General features: G+C 72.6%; 15 protein-coding genes and 2 pseudogenes. 7 read left to right on the top strand and 10 right to left on the bottom strand.

Features of this window, described 5'->3' with window-relative positions; genetic code table 11:
- Positions 1-28 precede the first annotated feature (28 nt).
- Positions 29-2,002 (bottom strand): RICIN domain-containing protein, encoded by a 1,974-nt coding sequence (locus IO33_RS0140400; protein WP_031174094.1) that lies wholly within the window; start codon positions 2,000-2,002, stop codon positions 29-31.
- A gap of 338 nt (positions 2,003-2,340) precedes the next feature.
- Here IO33_RS0140400 and IO33_RS45075 point away from each other — a divergent pair.
- Positions 2,341-3,078 (top strand): annotated as a pseudogene (locus IO33_RS45075) (UTP--glucose-1-phosphate uridylyltransferase); the annotation flags it as partial.
- A gap of 56 nt (positions 3,079-3,134) precedes the next feature.
- Here the strand turns inward: IO33_RS45075 and IO33_RS0140390 are convergent.
- Positions 3,135-3,587, bottom strand: a complete 453-nt coding sequence (locus IO33_RS0140390; RefSeq protein ID WP_209439005.1) for a DUF4442 domain-containing protein — start codon at positions 3,585-3,587, stop codon at positions 3,135-3,137.
- An 83-nt stretch (positions 3,588-3,670) separates the two neighbouring features.
- On the opposite strand from IO33_RS0140390, the gene IO33_RS0140385 reads away from it, so the two are divergent.
- Positions 3,671-4,684, top strand: coding sequence for a DUF8017 domain-containing protein (locus IO33_RS0140385; protein ID WP_031174092.1), 1,014 nt, complete (start codon positions 3,671-3,673; stop codon positions 4,682-4,684).
- Positions 4,685-4,763: 79 nt separating this feature from the next.
- Here IO33_RS0140385 and IO33_RS0140380 read toward each other — a convergent pair whose 3' ends face one another.
- From IO33_RS0140380 to IO33_RS0140355, 5 genes are all read right to left on the bottom strand, one after another.
- Positions 4,764-7,331 carry a discoidin domain-containing protein gene (locus IO33_RS0140380; protein ID WP_245236040.1) on the bottom strand — a complete coding sequence of 856 codons (2,568 nt, stop codon included), beginning with the start codon at positions 7,329-7,331 and terminating at the stop codon, positions 4,764-4,766.
- Positions 7,332-7,455: 124 nt separating this feature from the next.
- A complete protein-coding gene (locus tag IO33_RS0140375; protein WP_157858046.1) occupies positions 7,456-7,758 on the bottom strand; it encodes a hypothetical protein in 303 nt (100 codons plus the stop codon).
- Positions 7,759-7,838: 80 nt separating this feature from the next.
- Positions 7,839-8,684, bottom strand: a complete 846-nt coding sequence (locus tag IO33_RS0140370; protein ID WP_031174089.1) for a spermidine synthase — start codon at positions 8,682-8,684, stop codon at positions 7,839-7,841.
- Between the two features lie 94 nt (positions 8,685-8,778).
- A complete protein-coding gene (gene tuf, locus IO33_RS0140365; RefSeq protein ID WP_031174088.1) occupies positions 8,779-9,960 on the bottom strand; it encodes an elongation factor Tu in 1,182 nt (393 codons plus the stop codon).
- Between the two features lie 300 nt (positions 9,961-10,260).
- Complete coding sequence (locus IO33_RS0140355) at positions 10,261-10,983, bottom strand: DNA alkylation repair protein (protein WP_031174087.1); 723 nt, start codon at positions 10,981-10,983, stop codon at positions 10,261-10,263.
- A 261-nt stretch (positions 10,984-11,244) separates the two neighbouring features.
- Here IO33_RS0140355 and IO33_RS0140350 point away from each other — a divergent pair, with 261 nt between their 5' ends.
- On the top strand, positions 11,245-12,396 hold the full coding sequence (locus IO33_RS0140350; protein WP_031174086.1) for a glutathione-independent formaldehyde dehydrogenase: 1,152 nt from the start codon (positions 11,245-11,247) through the stop codon (positions 12,394-12,396).
- A 106-nt stretch (positions 12,397-12,502) separates the two neighbouring features.
- Complete coding sequence (locus tag IO33_RS0140345; RefSeq protein ID WP_078964129.1) at positions 12,503-13,402, top strand: TVP38/TMEM64 family protein; 900 nt, start codon at positions 12,503-12,505, stop codon at positions 13,400-13,402.
- Positions 13,403-13,576: 174 nt separating this feature from the next.
- Here IO33_RS0140345 and IO33_RS0140340 read toward each other — a convergent pair whose 3' ends face one another.
- A complete protein-coding gene (locus IO33_RS0140340; RefSeq protein WP_031174084.1) occupies positions 13,577-14,746 on the bottom strand; it encodes a thiolase family protein in 1,170 nt (389 codons plus the stop codon).
- 124 nt (positions 14,747-14,870) lie between these two features.
- Here IO33_RS0140340 and IO33_RS0140335 point away from each other — a divergent pair, with 124 nt between their 5' ends.
- On the top strand, positions 14,871-15,341 hold the full coding sequence (locus tag IO33_RS0140335; protein ID WP_031174083.1) for a winged helix-turn-helix transcriptional regulator: 471 nt from the start codon (positions 14,871-14,873) through the stop codon (positions 15,339-15,341).
- A gap of 311 nt (positions 15,342-15,652) precedes the next feature.
- Here the strand turns inward: IO33_RS0140335 and IO33_RS53195 are convergent.
- Positions 15,653-15,974 (bottom strand): annotated as a pseudogene (locus IO33_RS53195) (Gfo/Idh/MocA family oxidoreductase); the annotation flags it as partial.
- Positions 15,975-16,203: 229 nt separating this feature from the next.
- Between IO33_RS53195 and IO33_RS0140330 the strand changes: the two are divergent.
- Both IO33_RS0140330 and IO33_RS48650 read left to right on the top strand, forming a co-directional pair.
- A complete protein-coding gene (locus IO33_RS0140330) occupies positions 16,204-17,079 on the top strand; it encodes an undecaprenyl-diphosphate phosphatase (protein ID WP_031174082.1) in 876 nt (291 codons plus the stop codon).
- 348 nt (positions 17,080-17,427) lie between these two features.
- Positions 17,428-17,607, top strand: a complete 180-nt coding sequence (locus IO33_RS48650) for a hypothetical protein (protein WP_031174081.1) — start codon at positions 17,428-17,430, stop codon at positions 17,605-17,607.
- Between the two features lie 23 nt (positions 17,608-17,630).
- Here the strand turns inward: IO33_RS48650 and IO33_RS0140320 are convergent, their stop codons facing one another.
- Positions 17,631-18,764: a hypothetical protein gene (locus tag IO33_RS0140320; protein ID WP_157858045.1), complete on the bottom strand. Its 1,134-nt coding sequence runs from the start codon at positions 18,762-18,764 to the stop codon at positions 17,631-17,633.
- Positions 18,765-18,776 lie beyond the last annotated feature (12 nt).

The following is an 18,776-nucleotide window of genomic DNA, read 5'->3' as shown; positions in this document are numbered from 1 at the left end:
GGGGCGCCTGGAGACGACACTCGGCGCGTCAGCCGAGCCGCCTCCCCACGGCCGCCGGTACGGCGATGACGGGGCCGGAGTCCGGCAGCAGCACGCGGCGCACCGCGTCCGGCCGAAGGGCGTCGCGCAGGGTGCGCGGCGCCGCGCCGGGTCGTCGTCGGCCGTGGTCGGCGCGGGCCGGGGCGATCCGGGTCTCGTGCGCCGCTCCCGACTCCCCCGGCGCTCCCCCGTCACCGTTCCGCCTCCGTGAGAGGTCCGCGTGCGGCGCCTGCCTCGGTGCGAGGCCCGCCTGCCGCGCCCCGTCGGTGAGTCCCTGCGCGTGCCCCGGCTTCCAGCTCCCGGGCGTGCCCGCCCCGCCCGTTCCCCGGACCCCGCCCGTTCCCCGAGCCCCGCCCTGAGCACCGGGACCACCCGGAGCACCGCGACCACTTCGAGCACCGGGGCCGTCCGGATCGCCCGGCCCGCCCGGCGCCGCGTCGGGCCGCCGCAGCCCGCCCGCACCCGGTTCCAGCACCCAGCGCTGTTCCGGCGAGCCGTCGCGCGCCGCCAGCCCGACACGGGCGGAGGAACCGGAGCCCGCAGCGAGCGCGAGGCCCCCGGGCCGGCGGAGCAGGATCTCGCCGCGCACGGTGAAGTCGTAGGCCACCTCTCCCGCGTGCACGACGCACCCGGCCAGCACGACTCTCTTCGTCCCGGGATCGGCGGCCAGGCACAGCGACGGGTCGGCGGCGCTGCGCAGCAGCCCGTCGTCCCGGTACGACCACTGCGCCGCGGCCGCCGAGCACGGCGCGAGCGCGACGTCCGCGCCCGCCTCGACGGTGTTCCCGCGCACGTCCAGGCAGCGGCCCGAGGCGAGGTCGCGCAGGCTGCCGTGGGCGACCTCGACGGGGCCGCCGGCAGAGGTGGCCGAGGGGGAGGTGACGGACCAGGCGCCGCCCGGGCGCGTGGCGTGGCCGGCCGGGGCGCCCCAGGTGGCGCCGGGGGCGGGGACAGCGTTGTCGTCGGACCAGCTCCTGACCACGAGGACGGTGGCGAGCAGCACGAGCGAGGTCAGTCCGACGCCGACGGCCAGGACCGTGCGGTGGCGCCCGCCGCTCCCGGTGCGGTGCCTGCCGCCGGTCCTGGCTTCCTCCGGGTCGGGGGCCGGTGCGGGCGGCGCCTCATCGGCTGCGGCGCGGGCCGGGCGGGAGTCGAGGTAGCGGCGGGCTCCCCAGCCGAGGACGGTCTCGGCGAGCAGGAGTCCCGGCCTGGTGTCGAACAGCACGAAGGTCTCGGCGGCGTGCCGGCAGTAGGCGCAGACCGTCAGATGCCGCCGCACATCCGGCAGCAGGGTGCCGCCCCGGCGCAGCGGAACGTCGAGGAGCCGGTTGTAGAAACGGCATTCCCCGGAGGGCGCGAGTTCCCGGTGGGCGCGTACACAACCGGCGCGGAATTGCGCGCGGGCCTGCTCCAGGGCGGCCGCCGCGGTGGCCGGGCCGATCCCCAGGAGACCAGCGGGTATGTTTATCGGCTCCGCTTCGACCTCGGTGTGCCACAGAAGGCATTGCGAGGCGGCGGGAAGGGCCCGGAATGCGCGTTCGGCGAGTTGTCGCCTTTCCGGCGTTCCGGGCTTTGTCGCGCGCAGTCCGCGACCGCCGGCGGGTTTGCGCAATTCCGGCAGGGTCGCGCAGGCCGCGTCGTCGTCCGCCCAGGCGCGGACGATGTCGCGGACGGCGACCAATAGGTGCGGGCGCAGGGCGCTGCCGACCGCCCCGCCCGCCATGCGGCCGAGGACGTCGTGGAAGGCGGCGGTGGCCACGAGGTGGGCGGTGGGACAGGCAGAGGTCAGACAGACGACGGCGTAGTCGCGGGCGGCCCGCCAGTGGCGGGCCAGCAGCAGGGCGACGGCGTGGTGGCGGGCGGGGTGCGGGCCGCCGAGCAGGGCGGCGAGGTTGCGGTCGGACTCCCCGGTCGGACCGGGCAGCGGCGGGTACGGCGGGCGTGGGGGGTGAGGGGACTGCACGGAACCATTTCCTTTCCAGCCGCAGGACCGCACACAAAATGCCGTCCTGTCGGAAGGCAGTGCCGAATTGGTGCATACCTAAAGGGCCGGCCGTGGCGTTCGACGCCCACCTCGACCCTCCCGCGGGGAGGCTCACCTTCGCACACGCGGCTGACAGGAAACAAGAAGTTGGATTGACTCGACATCAAGCTCGCCGAAATTCAGGGGAGTTACCGGCGGTATCACTTCCGCAGCCGGTTCCCATGATTCTCCGGGTGCGCTCTCATCCTGGTCCGCCACCATGGCCCGCATGATCGCTTCGTCCTCCACAGCGACTGCCGCCGCCCGCACGGTCCGCAAGGCGCGCGATCGAGGACCACTTCGACCACGCCTTCGAACTGGAGCAGGCACTGGCGGCCAAGGGCGACACCGTGCGCCTGGACGCGGTGCGCGATCCGGCGCGGCTAGCCGACATCCACCACATCCGCCAGGGCGATCCGCCGGGCCTCGGCCATGCCGTGCTGTGCGCCCGCCACCACGTCGGGAAATAGCCCTTCGCGGTGCTCCTGGGTGACGATCTGATCGATCCGCGCGAGACCCTGCTGAGCCGCATGCTGGAGGTCCGCGAGCGGTACGCGGGCAGTGTGGTCGCGCTGATGGAGGTCACCCCGGAACAGGTCCACCTCTACGGCTGCGCGGCGGTGGAGCCGGTCGGCGAGGAGGGTGTCGTACGGGTGACGGGGCTGGTGGAGAAGCCGGCGCGCGAGGCCGCCCCGAGCCGGTACGCGGTCATCGGCCGCCATGTCCTGGACCCGGCCGTGTTCGACGTCCTGGAGCGCACCCCGCCGGGCCGCGGCGGCGAGATCCAGCTGACCGACGCCCTCCAGGACCTCGCGGCGGACGGCACGGTGCACGGGGTCGTCTTCGACGGTCTGCGCTACGACACCGGCGACAAGGCCGACTACCTGCGCACGGTGGTCCGGCTGGCCTGCGCCCGCCCGGACCTCGGACCCGGGTTCGCCGGCCGGCTCAAGGAGTTCGTGCGGGGACTGGAGGACGGCGCAAGCGGCACCCGGAAAGGCCGCCGGGCCGCCTGACGGGACGACGAGAGGGGCCCCGCGCGCGGGGCCCCTCTCCAAGTGCCGTGTCAGTCCTACTGGTTGGGGCGCAGCGTCCAGACGACGGTCATCTCGCCCGTGACCGCGCCGTCCGCGCGCCGGATCTCGATCGCCACCGGGAACTCGGGGCGCTGCCCCGCGTCCAGTTCGGCGACGACCTCGGCGGCCGGGCGGCCCAGCGTCGCGGTCGCGGTGACGGCGCCCATCGCCAGCTTCTTGTAGGCGATGTCGGCACGCACGGCGAGCGGCACCGCGCGGGAGAGCTGGTCCCCGAAGGCGGCCAGCACGATGGCCCCGCTGGCCGACTCCCCGAGCGTGAACATCGCTCCGGCGTGCGGCCCGCCCACGTGGTTGTGGTACGCGCCCTGGTCCGGCAGGGACACCACGGCCTGGTCCGCGGTGGTCTCCAGGAACTCCAGGTTCAGCGTCCGGGCCATGGGCACGGTGGCGGCGAGCATCTCGCCGATCGACATCTGGTCTGCGCTCATGCCGCCATGTTACTCATGAGTAGCAGAGTCTGACGAGGCCCGGTGACCGAATCGTGTCCCGGGCCGCACTAGGGTTACTGGCCATGTGGCCAGATCAGCAGCCGCCAGGGGGCGCGCCGAACCCGCAGAACAACCCGTACCAACAGCCGGGTTACCAGCAGCCGAACCCGTACCAGCAGCCCGGGTACCAGCAGTATCCGCAGGCCGGGCAGTACGGTCAGCAGCCGCAGTGGGGGCAGCAGCAGCCGCCCACCGCACCTGTCCCGCAGCCTGCGCAGGGCGGCGGGCGCACGAAACTGATCGCGATCCTCGCGGCCACGGCGGTCGTGGTCGCCGCGGGCGTGACCGGCTATCTGGTCCTCGGCTCGAAGGATGACAAGGGCGGCAAGCACGACACCGCCGGTGGCAAGGGCGGGCAGCACGCGAGCCAGTCCGCCGGAGATCCCTCGGCCTCCTCGTCCGCGACCGACGACCCCCGGGGCACCCAGACCGAGAAGCCGACCATCCCCGGCTGGAGGGCCGTGGTGAACGCCAAGTGGGGCATCGCCTACGACGTGCCCGCGGACTGGCAGGTCGACAAACCGGGCGCCGCGATCATCTTCAACTTCCCGAAGGGTGAGGCGAACACGGGCATCACCATGTCGGGCCTCGGCGAGTACAAGCCCACCTGGTGCACGTCCGACGACGACAAGGACGGCCGTACCGAGGACACCCAGCTGGCGGCCGTGGGCGCCAAGGGCGCCAGCGGCGCCAAGAACACGGACGAGATCGCGATCAACACGCCGGCCTGGTGGGTCTACGGCGCCTACACCATGCCGGACAAGAAGAGCCTCTCGTGGGACCAGAAGGCGACCCCGTTCAAGACCGCTTCGGGCGTCCAGGGCAGCTACGCCTGGGCCCAGTCGCACAACACCCCGCGCAAGGGCAAGTGCGTCACCGACGGCCAGGCGCTCACGTTCGGCTTCAAGAACGCGGCCAACGACTATGTGTCGTTCGACTACTTCGGGGCCACGGGGGTGAAGGACGCGGTCTCCAGGGCGACCGTCCTGAAGATCCTCAGCACCGTCCGGCTGCACGGAAGTCCGACACACGAGTGAGCCGTCGTCGTGTTCCGGCCCGCCACGACACGGCGGGCCGGGCACACGACGGTCCCTGCCCGCGCGTGCCCGAGCGGCCTCAGGGCTTGGCCGCGGAGGTGACGGTGACGATCGCGGCCTTGCTGGGGACGCCGTGCTGGTCGAGCGCGAAGAGCATGTACGTGCCGGGGAGTGCCACGCCGGTGTCGGCCGGGACAGCGAGATCGTAGGTGGTGGCGCCGGTCTTGCGGGGCGTCAGCGGTATGCGGCGCTGGTCGTTGTCGACGGCGTGGGTCGCGGCTCCGGCCCGGATCAGGGCGAACGTGTCGACGGGCACGTCGGTCGTCACGGTCAGCTGCTGCCCGGGCGCGACCTGGGCGGGAACGGCACCGACGAAGCGGGGCCGGGGTTTCTCGGTCCCGTCGGGGTTGAGGAGGGACGGCGGGGTGAAGATCGCCCCGTCTTCGTGGTTGGTCTGGCAGTCGCCGCACAGGCCACCGCCTCCGGTGAAGACGCGCCCGTCGGGCAGCAGGTTGGCGACGCTGTGGTAGTTGCGCGGGACGGCCATGGACGCCATGGGCGTGAAGCGGCCGGTCGCGGGATCCCAGATCTCGGGAGGCAGGGCCGAGTGCTCGTCGCTGAAGGGCTTGGCATAGGACTGCCCGCCGAAGACCGCGACCTTCCCGTCGGGCAGCACGACACCGTTGGCGAAGGAGCGGGCGTAGGACATGTCGCCGGTGCGGGCGCTGACGGGCCTGCCGTCGCGGCCGGTCACGTCGACGGTGTAGGCGCGGTTGGTGGCCGTCGCGTTCTCGTACGCCGTGGCGCCGCCCAGGGTGAGGAGCTTGCCCACGTCGTAGGCGACGGCGTCACCGTTCATCGCGTCTGGGCTGTCGGCACGGGTACCGGCCGAGGTGATGCTGCCGTCGCCGTCGGTGGATATCCAGTTGAGCTGCTTGCTGGGGCCGAACTGCAGGATGCGTCCCTGGGACGTGGCGTACAGCCATGCGTGGTTGTCCGCGCGGTAGGGGCCCGCCGGATCGGCGGTCAGGATGGGGGTGACCGGCACGCCGGGCAGCCTGCGCCAGGTGCCCGTGGCGGCCGACCAGACCTCGCCCCCCTTGTCCGGGGCGTTGCCCTGCTGCCAGGAACCCCCGATGACGAAGGCGTCACCGCCCGGCAGCAGGGTCATGGCCTGGTAGCCGCGCGCGATGTTCATGTCGCCGGTGGAGGTCCACTTGTCGGCGACGGGGTCGTAGATGCTGGCGCGCGAGGCGTCGCTGCCGCCGGTCACCAGCACCCGGCCGTCGGCCAGGAGGGCGATCCCCGGACAGAACATGTCGTGCTTGGTGTTGTCCACACGGCGCTGAGTGATCTTGCCGGTGGTCAGGTCCATGAGGGCGGTCTGGGTGTAGCCGTTGCTTCCGCCGAAGCGGTCGGGGGCGTAGGCGGACCAGGCCAGGAGTTTGTTGTTGGGCAGTACGGCGGTGGCCACCGGCACCAGCGGGAAACCGATCACGGGGCTCCAGCTGCCGTTGACGGAGGGGTCGGCGGGGCCGCGCAGGCGCACTTCCGCCGCCGAGGTCCACGGTCCGCGCCCGCCGGCCTCGGTGAGGGCGGTCAGACGCACGTATCGGGCGGTGACGGGCTGGCTGAACGTGGCGCCCTTGGCGGTGTCGTCGTCGTTCCAGGACCCGGTCGCCACGGGCTCCCCGAAGGTGGTGCCGTTCACACTGGTGGTGATCGAGTACTGGCCTGTCCGGCCGTTGGGGCCGTCCGGCCGCGGCTCGTAGGTCAGACCTGAGACGACCGCCGTGCGGTGCATGTCGATGGTGATGCTGTGCGGCAGCGACGGGGCGTCGCCGGAGAACCGCGTGTGCCACAGGGTGCGGGGGTCGCCGTCCAGCGCGTTCTGGGCGCGGTAGCCCCCCGCCTGGGTCTCCTCGCTGTCGGCGGTGGCGGTCCACCCGTCGCGCGGCAGGTCGACACCGGACGCCGGTCCGCCCGGGTCCCCGAGCAGGTTGATCTCGGCAGCCGAGGCCCACGGTCCGCGCCCGCCGGCCTCGGAGCTGACGGTCAGCCGCACATAGCGGGCGCGGGCGGTGGCGAATCGCAGGGTCTTGGTGGTCGCGTCGTCGGCCAGCGTGCCCGTGGCCACGGGCTTTTCCCAGCCCTTGCCGTCCCCGCTCAGGGAGATGGCGTACTCGCCGATCCGGCCGTCGGGGCTGCCGTCCTGGCGCGGCTGGTAGACCATGCCCGAGACGACGTCGGTGCGGTGCATGTCGATGGTGAGGGTGTGCGGCCGCGGTGGCCCGGCACCGGACCACGTGGACTGCCACAGGGTGGCGGAGTCGCCGTCGAGCACGTTCTGGGCCTGCTCGTGGCTCGCCTGGGTCCCCTCGCCGTCGGCGGTGGCGGTCCAGCCCTTCCGCGACAGGGTGGGAGCGGGGGGTGCCATGGCAGACTCGGGAACGACCTCGCCGTGGACGCCCGGGGGCATCGGCGTGTGTGCCCCGGGTGGCGGGTCCGTGCCTCGTCCGAGGGCCGCGCGGTGCGCCGCGGTGGAGTCCGGCTGTGTCAGCGCGAGGGTCGCCGCCGCGCAGACCAGCAGCACGAGGCCGGTGGCGCGCGACGCGACCCCTCGTATCCTGCCTGGCGCACCTGTCATGACGCCTCTCCGAACGGTGGGGAAGCGGGTCGCACGAGGCCGACCCGGGGGAAGAAGCGGGGCGTCCCGCCCCGTCGGTGACTCGGCGGGGCGGGACGCGGTCCGAACGGCGGTGGGTCGTCCGTCAGTTGCAGAGGAGCACGATGAGACCGTTGCAGTCGTCATCGCCGTAGTCGTCATCGCCGTAGTCGCCGCCGCCACGCTGGGCTTCGGGTGCGCGGTGGCCGTGGTCCGGGGCCGGTTTCACGCCCGTGGTCTGGGCGGCCGCGTGCGGGGCGGGGGTCACGGTCGCGGCCGATACGGCGTTCGCCGTGCCTGCCAGCCAGGTCATGCCCAGGGCTGCGCCGACGGCACTCACCGCGCATATTCGCGGCATGCGGGAAAGGAGTCGGGGGTACTTGGCGGGGTTCACGTGTGCAGTGTCCATGGACTCACCATGCACGCCCTCACGATCGAATTCGCCCCGAGCGCAGCCGACTGGGGGAGCCGCGATTCGGGTGACGCCGGTCAGCCGATGCGGAACGCCCCGTCGGGCGGCTCGGGTGAGGGCGCCGCGTCGGCGTCCTCGACCGGCCGCGCCGGACCGGTGAACTCCCTTACCGCTGCCCCGTGTTCGACCCGGGCCGGAAAGGCGTCCGCCGCGGCACGACGGGCCACGGCGGCGGTGTCGAGGGGGCGGTGCGCGGCCACGAGCACCGCGTTCCCGAACCGCCGCCCGCGCAGCACGCCGGGCTCGGCGATCAGGGCCAGCTCCTCGAAGACGGCCGCGAAGGTGGCCAGTTGGGAGCGCAGGAACCCGAACGGCGTCGCGTCGGCGAGGTTGGCCAGATAGACCCCGCCGGGACGCAGCACCCGTTCGGCCTCACGGGCGTAGGCGAGCGTGGTCAGGTGCGCCGGCACCCGGGACCCGCCGAACACGTCGGCGACGAGCACATCGGCGTGATCGTCCGGGGCCGTCTCCAGCCAGGCCCGGGCGTCGGCAGCGTGCAGCGCGACGCCCGAGCCCGCCGGCAGCGGCAGATGCTCGGCGACCAGCTCCAGCAGCCCCTGGTCGGCCTCGACGACCTCCTGCCGCGAGCCCGGCCGGGTGGCCGCCACATAGCGCGGCAGGGTGAGCGCCCCTCCGCCGAGGTGCAGCACGTCCAGCGGCCGCCCCGCTTCGCCGACGGTGTCCAGGACGTACCCGATCCGCCGTGCGTACTCGAACTCCAGATGCGTCGGCTCGTCCAGGTCCACGTACGACTGCGGTGCCCCGTCGACCGTCAGCAGCCAGGCCCGCTCGCGGTCGACGTCGGGCATCAGTCTGGCGGTGCCGTGGTCGGTGCGGCGGGTGTGGGGTATGGGTTCGGTCACCTCCCCATTGTGCCCGGTGGCAGCGCCCCTCCGAAGGCGCGGGGAACGGCGCGACCAGCCACGACGGCCCCGCTGTCCCCCGCGCGCCCCGGCCTCACTCCACCGCGGACACGGTCCCCGCACCGACGGTCCGTCCGCCCTCACGGATGGCGAACCCGAGCCCCGGCTCCAAGGGGATCTCCCGGCCCAGTTCGACGGTCATCTCCACCGTGTCCCCCGGCCGGGCGAACCCGGCCGCTCCCAGGTCGACATCGCCCACCACATCCGCCGTACGGATGTAGAACTGCGGCCGGTACCCGCTCGCGACCGGCGTCGTACGGCCCCCTTCACGCCCCGACAGCAGATACACCCGCGCCGAGAACCTCCGGGCCGGCACCACGCTCCCCGGCGCCGCCACGACATGCCCCCGCCGGACCGCGTCCCGCGGCACACCCCGCAGCAGCACCGCCACGTTGTCCCCGGCCTGAGCCTCCTCCATCGGCTTGCCGAAGGTCTCCAGACCGGTGACCACGCTCTCCACGTCGGCGCCGAGCACGGACACCCGGTCGCCGAGGCGGAGGGTCCCCCGCTCCACCGCGCCGGTGACGACCGTGCCCCGCCCGGTGATGGTGAGGACGTTCTCCACCGGCAGCAGGAACGGCGCGTCCAGATACCGCTCCGGCATGGGCACGTACGTGTCCACCGCGTCGAGCAGCGCCTCGATCGACGCCGTCCAGCGCGGGTCGCCCTCCAGCGCCCTGAGGCCCGAGACCCGTACCACCGGGACCGAGTCGCCGGCGTAGCCCTGGGCCGTGAGCAGGTCGCGGACCTCCAGCTCGACGAGGTCGATCAGTTCCGCGTCGTCCGTGCCGTCGGCCTTGTTGAGCGCCACGACGATGTGGTCGACGCCCACCTGCCGGGCGAGCAGCACGTGTTCGGCGGTCTGCGGCATGATCCCGTCGAGCGCGGAGACGACGAGGATCGCCCCGTCGAGCTGCGCGGCGCCGGTGACCATGTTCTTGACGTAGTCGGCGTGGCCGGGCATGTCCACGTGGGCGTAGTGCCGGGTGTCGGTCTCGTACTCGACGTGCGCGATGTTGATGGTGATGCCGCGGGCGGCCTCCTCCGGAGCCCGGTCGATGCGGTCGAACGGAACGTACCGGGTGCCGCCGCCGGTGCCGCGCGCGGCGAGCACCTTGGTGATGGCGGCGGTCAGGGTTGTCTTGCCGTGGTCGACGTGACCCATGGTGCCGATGTTCAGGTGCGGCTTGGTGCGCACGTAGGCAGTTTTGGACATGGCTGTACCTCGAAGCCTCTGCTCGTCGTACGGGAATGCGGGACCCCGAGGGACTGGCCGACCCTCCCCCTGCGGGGTCGCCGGACATTCCGGAGAGGGTCAGCTTCGGGCGCCGTCGACGGCGGCCACGAGGAGCGGGACGGCAGCCTTCGGCGCATCCGCGACGGCGGATGCTGCGAGGAGGAAGGCGTACCGGAACATGCCGTCGATCATCGTCGACGGGGTGTCCGGAGTCGAATGGTTTTTCCCCCGTGCGCAGTTCAGGCCGGCGGACCCCGCCCGTCGGGCCGTCCGGGCGGTTCAGGCCCCGATGTTCTTCAGCGCCTCCCGCACCGTCAGCGGCGCGAACCGGCCCCGCTCCCGCGCCAGGAAGGCCCGTACGGCCTCGGGGTCGGTCTTGGCGTACTCGCGCAGTGCCCAGCCGATGGCCTTGCGGATGAAGAAGTCGGGGTGTCCGGACTGCAGCAGGCAGTAGGTGAACAGCCGTTCGCCGTCGGTGCGTTCCTTGTAGGACAGCTGGTGGAGCAGGGCGGTGCGGGCCACCCACAGGCTGTCGTCGGTGATCCAGGCGTCCATGGCGGCGGTGAGCGCCGGGTCGGCGGCGACCAGCCTTCCGACGACGTGCGCGGCGAGCAGATCGACGGTGTCCCACCAGGGAGCGGTCGTGACGAGGTGCCGGGTCACCGGAAGGAAGGCGGAGGTGCACCGTGCCGCGTGCCGGCGCAGGTAGTCCACGGCGAAGTAGTGGTACTCACGCTCGGGCAGGGCCCAGCAGCGCAGCGCGAGCGCGGTGCAGTCGGCCTCGGCGGGCCGGGGCGTGCCGGCGAGGACGGTACGGGACAGGGTGCGGCGCGCCGGGGTGGGAATGCCGAGGAAGGGCGCCACGTCCTTCATGTACGCCCGCATCGCGGCGGCCCGCCCGGGGTCGGCGGCGCCCGTGAACACGGCCGTCAGCCGCTCCAGCACGGTGTCGGCGAGTGCGCTGCGCGGGACCCGCGGCGGGGCCGCACCGGTGAGGGTCATGGCACGCACCCTACTGTCGAATGCGCGTTCGCATCCAGCGTCGCCCATCGTGGCGTGGCGCCGCGGGTGGCAGGGGTGGCGGGGGTTGCACCCCCCGCCGAGCGGGCGTTACCTGGAAGTACCGGCGGTGAAGCGGGCACATGGGGCCACGGCACAGTCCGAGGGCCCGCGCCTTCCGGGTGTGTCCCGCGCGTGCGTCCTCCTCGGCAGCGGCCCCCTCCTCGTCGCCGCCGTCCAGCGCTCGACGCGGAGGTGACAGAGGTGAAAGCGGTCGTCTACGAAGAGCCCTTCAGTGTGGCGGTGAAGGACGTCCAGGACCCTCAGATCCAGCATCCCAACGATGTGCTCGTACGGGTCACGTCGACCGCCATATGCGGCTCGGACCTGCACATGTACGAGGGCCGTACGGCGGCCCAGTCCGGCATCGTCTTCGGACACGAGAACCTCGGCATCATCGAGGAGGTCGGCAGCGGCGTGACCTCCCTGTCCGAGGGTGACCGCGTCGTGATGCCCTTCAACGTCGCCTGCGGCTTCTGCAAGAACTGTCTCGCCGGGAAGACCGGCTTCTGCCTGACGGTGAACCCCGGATTCGCCGGCGGGGCGTACGGCTATGTGGCGATGGGCCCGTACAAGGGCGGCCAGGCCGAGCTGCTGCGGGTGCCGTTCGCCGACTTCAACTGCCTGAAGCTGCCGCCGGGCGAGGAGTTCGAGACCGATTTCGTGCTGCTCGCCGACATCTTCCCGACCGGCTACCACGGCTGCGAACTCGCCCAGGTCTCCCCCGGCGAGAGCGTGGCCGTCTACGGTGCCGGACCGGTGGGGCTGATGGCCGCCTACTCGGCACTGGTGCGCGGTGCGGCGAAGGTCTTCTCCGTCGACCGGGTGCCCGAGCGGCTCGCCAAGGCGGAGGAGATCGGAGCGATTCCCATCGACTTCACCAAGGGCGACCCGGCCGATCAGATCAAGGAACAGACCGGAGGCGAGGGAACCGACAAGGGCGTCGACGCCGTCGGCTACCAGGCCCAGGCGCACGACGCCAGCCACGAGGAACCGGCCATCGTCCTCAACGAGCTGGTCATGACGGTACGGCCGACGGGCATGCTCGGCGTACCGGGGCTGTACGTGCCGTCGGACCCGGGCGGCCCCGACGAGCACGCCAAGCACGGCCAGCTGCTGGTCTCCATCGGCAAGATGTTCGAGAAGGGCCAGCAGATGGGCACGGGTCAGTGCAACGTCAAGCGGTACAACCGCCAGCTGCGCGACCTGATCATCGCCGGGCGGGCCAAGCCCAGCTTCGTGGTCTCCCACGAGCTGCCGCTGGACCAGGCGCCGCAGGCGTACGAGAAGTTCGACAAGCGGATCGAGGGCTACACCAAGGTGGTACTCCACCCCGGTCACGCGCTCGCCGCGTGAACCACGGGTCACAGGTCCGGGCGCCAGGGGGCGCCCGGACCGCTTTGTGGCGAAGACGGGACACTCTTGACGGCGATCACACATGTGTGTCGGTTAGGGTCGCCGGATGCTCGATGCCAACCGCTCTGGCACCGCCACGGCCTCGCCCCGGGCCGCCGCCACCGGGCTCGCCGTCCCCCCGGCCGTCCTCACCACGCCCCTCCCCCGCCCGGGCGTCGTCGCTCGCTGCAGGCGCGCGCTGGGGTCCCCGTACGCCCGGCTGTCGCTGCTGTTCGCCCTCCTCGCGGGGGCCGGTGCCGCCGTGCTGGTCTTCGAGCCGCAGCGGCTGCTGACCCACGGTTGGCCGCCGCAGCTCGGCGGGCTCGCGGCGGCCGTGGTGTTCACCGTGGCGTACGGGCTGTGCACCGTGGCGTTCGTGCCCAGGCCCCTGCTCAACCTGGCGGCGGGTGCGCTGTTCGGCTCGCAGCTGGGGCTGACGACGGCGCTCGCGGGCACGGTGCTCGGGGCGGGCGTGGCGTTCGGGCTGGGCCGGGTGCTCGGGCAGGACGCCCTGCGCCCGCTGCTGCGGGGCCGCTGGCTGCGGGCGGCCGACGGACAGCTGAGCCGGCACGGATTCCGGTCCATGCTGGCGGCCCGGCTCTTCCCGGGCGTGCCGTTCTGGGCGGCGAACTACTGCGCCGCCGTCTCCCGGATGCGCTGGTGGCCGTTCCTGCTGGCCACCGCGCTCGGGTCGATCCCGAACACCGCCGCCTACGCGGTGGCCGGCGCCCGTGCCTCGGCGCCGACGTCCCCCGCCTTCCTGATCGCGATGGCCTCCATCGCCGCACCGGCGCTCGCCGGCGCAGTGATCGCCTGGCGCAAGCGGCACCATCTGCGCAGCCGGCAGGCGCCTGCGCCCTCCCACCGCGCCGCGGTCCCGGCAAAGCCACAGCCCGGTGATACGAACACCCACGACGGCGCGGCAACCGACGCCCACGCCTCAGCGCGACGTCCCCCGCCTTCCTGACAACGATCGCCTGGCGCAAGCGGCACCACCTGCGGAGCCGGCAGGCGCGTACGGGCTCCGCCGCGCCGCCGTCCCCCGTCGGCACGGCCGAGGGCCCGGCGGGACGGCCGCCAGGACGGCGAGGCAGCCGGCCGGCGGCACGGAGCGGCCCTCATCACCCGGCGGCGCCCACGGTCACACCGATTCCAGCACCATCGCGTTGGCCAGTCCGCCCGCCTCGCACATCGTCTGCAGTCCGTAGCGGGCGCCGCGCTCCCGCATGGCGTGGACCAGGGTGGTGGTCAGCCGCGTGCCGCTCGCCCCGAGCGGGTGGCCGAGCGCGATGGCGCCGCCGTGCACGTTGACCTTGGCCAGTTCGGCACCGGTCTCCTGCTGCCAGGCCAGGACCACGCTGGAGAACGCCTCGTTGACCTCGAAGAGGTCGATGTCGTCCAGCCGCAGCCCGGCCCGGTGCAGGACCTTCTCGGTGGCGGGGATGACGCCGGTGAGCATCAGCAGCGGGTCGGAGCCGGTGACGGCGAAGCTGTGCAGGCGGGCGAGCGGGCGCAGGCCGAGCCGGGCCGCGGTCTCGCCGGAGGTGATCAGGACGGCGGAGGCGCCGTCGTTGACCGGGCTGGCGTTGCCCGCCGTGACGTTCCACTCGATCTGCGGGAAGCGCTCGGCGAAGCCGGGATCGTAGTAGGCGGGCTTGAGGCCGGCCAGGATCTCCGGGGTGCTGCCGGGCCGTACGCACTCGTCGCGGGTGACGCCTTCCAGCGGCGCGACCTCGGCGTCGAACAGACCGCCCTGCCACGCGGCGGCGGCCTTCCGGTGCGAGGAGACGGCGAACTCGTCCATCCGCGCCCGCGTCAGTGACCACTTGGCGGCGATCAGCTCCGCGCTGACCCCCTGCGGGACGAGGCCCTCGGGGTAGCGCTCGGCGACACCAGGCCCGAACGGGTCCTTTCCGTCGGGGACGTTGGACCACATCGGCACCCGGCTCATGGACTCCACACCACACGCCACCACGAGGTCGTACGCGCCCGAGATCACGCCCTGAGCGGCGAAGTGCACGGCCTGCTGGGAGGAACCGCACTGGCGGTCCACCGTGGTCGCCGGGACCGTCTCGGGGAAGCCCGCGGCGAGGACGGCGTACCGGGTGGTGTTCATGGCCTGCTCGCCGACCTGGTCGACGGTGCCGCCGATCACGTCGTCGATCAGCTCGGGGTCCACGCCGGAGCGCTCGACCAGGGTGCGCAGGGTGTGGGCGAGCAGCTGCACGGGATGGACGTCGGCGAGGGAGCCGTTCGGCTTGCCCTTGCCGATGGGGGTGCGTACGGCTTCGACGATCACTGCGTCGCGCATGGCGGGGCCTCCTTGGCCGCCTGGCTGTCCGTGGCGGGCCACGACAGCTACCAGTGAGTAGGAAATCCAAACTCACCATAGCCGGAAGGGTTGGAAAATCAAACCCTCCCCTAGACTGGCCGTCATGGCCGCCACGAAAGACCCGCGCCCCTGCTCCATCGCCGACGCCCTCGCGCTGGTCGGCGAGAAGTACTCCCTGCTCGTCCTGCGCGAGGTGTGCCTGGGCAACGGCCGCTTCGACCAGCTCGTGCGCAACATCGGCGCCCCGCGCGACATCCTGGCCGCCCGGCTGCGCCGGCTCGTGGACGCCGGGGTCCTCACCAAGCGCGTCTACAGCGAGCGCCCGCAGCGCTTCGAGTACCGGGCCACGCAGGCGGGACTGGAGCTGGAGCCGGTCCTGATGACGCTGAAGGAGTGGGGCGACCGCCATCTCCGCAAGGGCACCGGCCTGCCCATGGTCGTCGAGCACGCCTGCGGCCACGCGCTGGTCCCGGTCGTCACCTGCCGGGCCTGCGGCGACGAGGTGCGCCACCAGGACCTCACGGCGCACCCGCAGGCCCCGGGCTGGACGCTCACGGGGCCGACGGCGGCGTAGCAGCTCCGCACACAGGGCACGGGGAACCGCGCGAGCAGCCACGACGAAGCCGCAGACGCTCATCGGTCCATCGCGCCACTACAGCGGCGCGCGGTACACATCAAGCCGTCCGCACATGCCGAACCGCCCTCGCTCGACGGGCTGCTCGGCCCGCACGACGGCCTCGCCGAGATGGGCCGCGGCGCCCGACGCCGGCTGGTCCAGATGCCGGCCCGTCGCCTCCGCCGCCGCCAGCGCACCGCTCCTCCAGCGTCGACGCCACTCCGCGACCCTGGGTCGTACCAGCGCGGCGGCGGCCCGGTGGAAGGCCGCGGCGGGGTGCAGACGCTGACCAGGTCGGGCCGCTGCTCGGCCAGCATCCGGTCGAGGTCGGTGCAGGCGTGCGGGATGCCGGTCCCGGCGCAGAACGCCTTGACGGCGTCCTCGTCGATGCCGACGGCGGCGACGGCCTCCGTCTCAGCTCTCCCGCGCCAGTCGGGCCAGCGCGGGCAGATGGGAGCCGTGCCCGATGGCACCGGTGCCGACGAGGGCCGCCCGGATACGCCGGCCGGTGAGGGGAGCCGCCGCAGCGGAGGAACCGGGCTGGGGCGGGTGGGAACAGGAGGGCCCGGGCGGGAGGGGAGAGGACGGCATGGGCGGGCTCAGCACTCCTCCGGTACGGCGGCGGGCGCGGCACGAGACTGCAGCAAGCGCTTCCTCACGGGGCGAACTACGCGGCGGCGAGCGAACCGGTCAACACCCGCGGGAGGTGCGGCGCGTCGCGGTCCGGCCGACCCCGGTGACCCGCCACCCCCGGTGCCCGCTACGCTGACCTCGTCACTTGATCATTCTTTTACCTCTCCGCACTGGGACGCCGACCTCCATGTCTTGGTTTGAATCCCTCGTCCTCGGCCTCGTCCAGGGGCTGACCGAGTTCCTGCCCGTCTCCTCCAGCGCCCATCTGCGGCTGACGGCGGCGTTCGCGGGCTGGAAGGACCCCGGAGCGGCCTTCACCGCGATCACGCAGATCGGCACGGAGACCGCGGTGCTGATCTACTTCCGCAAGGACATCGGCCGGATCGTCTCGGCGTGGTCCCGGTCGCTCTTCGACAAGGCGATGCGCCAGGACCACGACGCGCAGACGGGCTGGCTGGTGATCGTCGGCTCGATCCCGATCGGGCTGCTGGGCGTGACGCTCAAGGACCAGATCGAGGGGCCGTTCCGCGATCTGCGGGTCACCGCCACCATGCTCATCGTCGTCGGCCTGGTCATCGGCATCGCCGACCGTCTGGCGGCCCGCGACGAGACCGGCGGCCGGCACCGCGCGCCCAAGCAGCGCAAGACGCTGGCGGACCTGGGCGTCAAGGACGGCCTGATCTACGGCCTGTGCCAGGCCTGCGCGCTCATCCCCGGCGTCTCCCGGTCCGGCGCGACCATCAGCGGCGGCCTGTTCATGGGCTACAGGCGCGAGGCCGCGGCCCGCTACTCCTTCCTGCTCGCCATCCCCGCGGTGCTGGCGTCGGGCGCCTTCGAGGTGAAGGACTCGGTGAGCGGGGGCCACGTGGCCTGGGGCCCGACCCTGTTCGCGACGGTCATCGCGTTCGCCTCGGGATATGCGGTGATCGCGTGGTTCATGAAGTGGATCTCCCACAAGAGCTTCATGCCGTTCGTCTGGTACCGCGTGGCCCTGGGAGTCGTCATCATCGCCCTGGTCTCGGCCGGCGTGCTCAGCCCGCACGCGGCGGAGTCGGCGAGCTGAACCCGGGCAGGAGCCGACGGCGTCCCGGCTCCTGCCCGGCGGCACCGTTTCGGACATCTCCCGGGCCCGGGCGCATCCGAACCGCCCGCCGTTGCGCCCCCACCGCCCGCCACGGCTCCCCAAGTCGCCGCGGCCTGCGCATTCCAGGGCTTCACCGCTGCCCTACGCCCCTGCCCACCCCGGCACTTCACCGCCGACGGGCCACTCTCCGCACGACGTCCCGGCACGGCATATGCCCGGTGGTCTGGACCGATCTGGGGCGCCGCGACCGGCGACGGTGACCAACCCCATACCTTCCCCGTAGCCGGGCGGTAGCGCAGTGTCAGTGCTTACCCCTAGGCTGTCCGCATGTCCCCCGATTCCCTACCCTCTGGTTCCGTGCGGTCTGCCGCCGAGGTGAACGAGCAGATCCGGGCGCTGTGGCTGCGTGCGGGCGGCACCCTGTCGGCCCAAGAACGCGCGGAGTACGAGCTGTTGGTGGTCGAGTGGGCCGAGGCGATCCGCGGCGAGATCATCGAGGCGGCCTGACACGGCCCGACGCCGCGGCCCGATCAGAACCCCGCGAGTGCTTCGTCCATGCGCCGCGCCGTGCCCCTGTGCGTGACCCCTCTGCTCAGGGTCTCCAGCTCCCTGCGTGCCGCCCGGTCTCCGATCCGGGCCAGGGAGACGATGCCCGCCTCAGCCACGTGGGCCGAGCGGGGAACGTCTCCGGACCGATGGTCCAGGGAGGTCTCGACGAGGCGGGCGAGGGCAGGGACGGTGTCCGTCCGCTGCGGAAGGAGGGAAAGCATCCAGGCGAGTCCACGCAGCACATGGGAGTTGTAGGGGTCGAAACACGCGTTCACGTCGAACGGGAGATGCGGATGGCCGAGGAGCGGGAAGGTCCGATCCAGCTCAGCGAGCTCGAACCACCTCAGCACCGCTCGTGCCGCCGCCTCCGGGCCGACGGCGTCCAGCAGGGCCGATCCGGTCCGTATCCACTTCGCCGAAGGCGCGGCGGCCGTCGCGGGGGCCGCATGCCGAAGCAGTCGCCGCCATGGCTCTCCGCCGGCAGCCGCTTGCTTGAGAGCCGCGTCGGCCCACGGTTCACCGGGATTGAGTATCGGACCAGGGAAATGAGCCAGTAGCTTCCGCATTCCGGGCTCCGCACCGTTCGCGGCCGCCTGCGTGCGAGGGAAGCCCGGCAGTTTCGCCGCCGCACCTGTGCGCCGGAAGGCGGCCAGGACGACCGCGTCGGGAGAGCGCCCGGCCGCGAGTTCCGCATCGGCCAACTCCCAGATCCGGTGGGTCGACCAGATGAGGAACTGGTCCCTCAGCGGGAAGAGCCGTTCCTGGCGTTCGGCTGCCAGGAGGCCCCCGTCGAGGCCCCGGGCGACTCCGGAGGCCGCCATGAGCAGTTCGGTGCGGAGATATCCGGGGTCTCGCTTGAACTCCTCGGCCGACCAGTCGCCTTCCACGTCGGCATACCAACGGGCCCATATGCCGGCGAGCTCCAGCCGCTCCTCATCGGGCAGCGCCCGCAGGAGCTCCATGTTCTCGCACCCCACGCCCGTCATGGAGCCGTTGTCGCAGGCGGCTCGCATGACGGCGCGAGACAGCTCCGGCAGATCGCCGCGCTCGGCGAGTGTCCGGTACTGAGCGGCCTGTTCTGCCAGGACCCGGGTGTCGCCCATCCATCTGCTCATGGCCGGCAGAGT

The organism is Streptomyces durhamensis, from assembly GCF_000725475.1.
Lineage (GTDB): Bacteria > Actinomycetota > Actinomycetes > Streptomycetales > Streptomycetaceae > Streptomyces > Streptomyces filipinensis.
This window is presented reverse-complemented; position numbering and strand designations above follow the sequence as displayed.

Excerpts from the sequence above, each read along its gene's own strand:
- IO33_RS48650 (WP_031174081.1), top strand. The coding sequence starts at position 17,428 with ATGTCCCCCGATTCCCTACCCTCTGGTTCCGTGCGGTCTGCCGCCGAG.
- IO33_RS0140355 (WP_031174087.1), bottom strand. The coding sequence starts at position 10,983 with ATGACCCTCACCGGTGCGGCCCCGCCGCGGGTCCCGCGCAGCGCACTC.
- IO33_RS0140340 (WP_031174084.1), bottom strand. The coding sequence starts at position 14,746 with ATGCGCGACGCAGTGATCGTCGAAGCCGTACGCACCCCCATCGGCAAG.
- IO33_RS0140385 (WP_031174092.1), top strand. The coding sequence starts at position 3,671 with ATGTGGCCAGATCAGCAGCCGCCAGGGGGCGCGCCGAACCCGCAGAAC.
- IO33_RS0140330 (WP_031174082.1), top strand. The coding sequence starts at position 16,204 with ATGTCTTGGTTTGAATCCCTCGTCCTCGGCCTCGTCCAGGGGCTGACC.
- tuf (WP_031174088.1), bottom strand. The coding sequence starts at position 9,960 with ATGTCCAAAACTGCCTACGTGCGCACCAAGCCGCACCTGAACATCGGC.
- IO33_RS0140320 (WP_157858045.1), bottom strand. The coding sequence starts at position 18,764 with ATGAGCAGATGGATGGGCGACACCCGGGTCCTGGCAGAACAGGCCGCT.
- IO33_RS0140375 (WP_157858046.1), bottom strand. The coding sequence starts at position 7,758 with ATGGACACTGCACACGTGAACCCCGCCAAGTACCCCCGACTCCTTTCC.
- IO33_RS0140335 (WP_031174083.1), top strand. The coding sequence starts at position 14,871 with ATGGCCGCCACGAAAGACCCGCGCCCCTGCTCCATCGCCGACGCCCTC.
- IO33_RS0140345 (WP_078964129.1), top strand. The coding sequence starts at position 12,503 with ATGCTCGATGCCAACCGCTCTGGCACCGCCACGGCCTCGCCCCGGGCC.
- IO33_RS0140380 (WP_245236040.1), bottom strand. The coding sequence starts at position 7,331 with ATGACAGGTGCGCCAGGCAGGATACGAGGGGTCGCGTCGCGCGCCACC.
- IO33_RS0140390 (WP_209439005.1), bottom strand. The coding sequence starts at position 3,587 with ATGAGCGCAGACCAGATGTCGATCGGCGAGATGCTCGCCGCCACCGTG.